Raw genomic sequence first — 2,065 nt, forward strand, 5'->3', positions numbered from 1 at the left:
AATAAAAGAAAAATATTTGATCATCGCTGCTAGTTTATACCTTGTTGCAGGATTGATATTATTACTGGGTACGCAATTTATTGCTTTTCCATTTACCTTCTTCTATTTTATGGCTGCTGTTTTAACAGTCTATCGAATCAAGATCAAGAAAGGACAAGTGGGGAATGTGTGAAGTAAAAGTTGAAAATCCTATTTTAAGAGGATTTAATCCAGATCCTAATATTTTGAGGGTCAATGATATGTATTACATTGTTGTCTCTTCATTTGAGTGGTTGCCAGGTGCAAGAGTTTATGGATCTACAGATTTAGTCAATTGGCATTATGTAACAGATATCTTGCACCACCAAGTAGATTTAAAGGGGAATCCAACGAACGGCAGCATCTGGGCTCCGCAACTTAGTTATGCTGATGGACAATTCTACTTTGTTTTTACAGATGTAAAAAGTGTTGCTCGCCCTTTTAAAGATGCGCATAATTATTTGATGACAGCAAAAGATATCAATGGGCCATGGACTGATCCAATTTATTTAAATAGCAGTGGTTTTGATCCTTCCTTGTTTCATGACGTACACACAGGAAAAAAATGGCTCTTAAATGAACAGTGGGATTATCGCATAGAAACTCCTAATAAATCAGCAGGAATTGTTTTGCAAGAATATGATCCTAAAGAAGAGACGCTAATAGGCGAAATCTACCCAATATTTTCTGGTACTGTTCTTGCAAAAACAGAAGCACCACATTTGTATTTTGTAAATGGCTATTATTACTTATTAACGGCGGAAGGTGGAACGGGAAGAGGGCATTCGGTTACTGTCTGTCGGAGTAAAGCAATAACCGGTCCTTATGAACTAGCCCCCAACTCACCAATATTAACAGCAAGTGATAAACCGGATTCTTCTCTACAGTGCACAGGTCATGGTAGTTTAGTCCAAACGGAGAATGGACAGTGGTATATGGCCTATCTCTGTACAAGACCTCTAAAAGATGCAGCGATTTTAGGGCGGGAAACAGCTATTCAGGAGGTATATTGGACAGAGGATTACTGGTTGAGTCTAAAGAGTGAGGGAAATTCACCACAAAAAAATACGACAGTTCAGACAGTAGATAAAGTCGAACAACAGGTAAATCATCATTTTTTGGATACTTTTGAACGAGGTATCAGTCCGATATGGAATACCCGTCGCATTCTACCAGAACGTACATGGTGTGATGTAAATAGTCGTCAGGGCTACTTGAGAATCCATGCTGGAGAATCGATCCAATCTACATTTGATCATCATTTGCTTGCTATACGTCAAACAGATTTTTCTTTTGAAGTGACTACCTCATTTGAGTATGAACCAACACACTTTAACCAGATGGCTGGATTAACATTGTATCTTAATGAAGAAAATTATTACTATTGCTATGTTACTTGGGATGAAACGGTAGGGAAATGCTTGCGTATGATCCAATCAGTGAAAGGAGAAGTGTATTTAGATACTTGGGCAATTCCTTTACATGGAGAGCAAGTCTATTTAAAAGTTGATGTGAAGGATACTCAGGCTTTCTTCCAAGTGAAGGAAAAAAGAGTGAACGGTGGGAAGTGGTAGGATCTGCAAAAGACGTGACCACTTTATCTGGAGGATTTACAGGGAACTTTGTTGGAGTTGGGGTCCATGATCTCAATAAAAAGAAAGGCAGCTACGCAGATTTTTCTTTCTTTGAATACAAAGGTAGAGATTAAAAGAATAAGAAGAAAAAAATAAGGTCTAGCTAAAATTTATTTTTAACTTGACCTTTTATTTTTTTAATGGTAAAGTAAACAATGTTGTTGAAACGTGAAAAATTCAATGAAATTTATTTAGAAAAATTCATTGACAAACATAAAAACACGTGATAAGATAACTAAGTCGTTTGAAAAGAACCTATTGAAAAGCTTGATCTAATCAAGAAAAACTTCAAAAAAGTTCTTGACGAATAACAAAAGATAAGTTATGATATACGAGTTGCTGAAAGATTTCTAAAAAATGAAATCGAAAATAACTTTTAAAAAACAGTTGACATTCACTTGTTACTCTGGTAT

The 2,065-nt window shown here is 36.0% G+C and carries 1 pseudogene; it reads left to right on the forward strand.

Going from position 1 to position 2,065, the window contains the following annotated elements:
- Positions 1-164 precede the first annotated feature (164 nt).
- Positions 165-1,726: pseudogene (locus ED2_RS14440) on the forward strand (glycoside hydrolase family 43 protein).
- Positions 1,727-2,065: the final 339 nt, after the last annotated feature.

Origin of the sequence: Enterococcus durans NBRC 100479 = LMG 10746 (assembly GCF_001544215.1) — a bacterium.
Taxonomy (GTDB): Bacteria; Bacillota; Bacilli; order Lactobacillales; family Enterococcaceae; genus Enterococcus_B; species Enterococcus_B durans.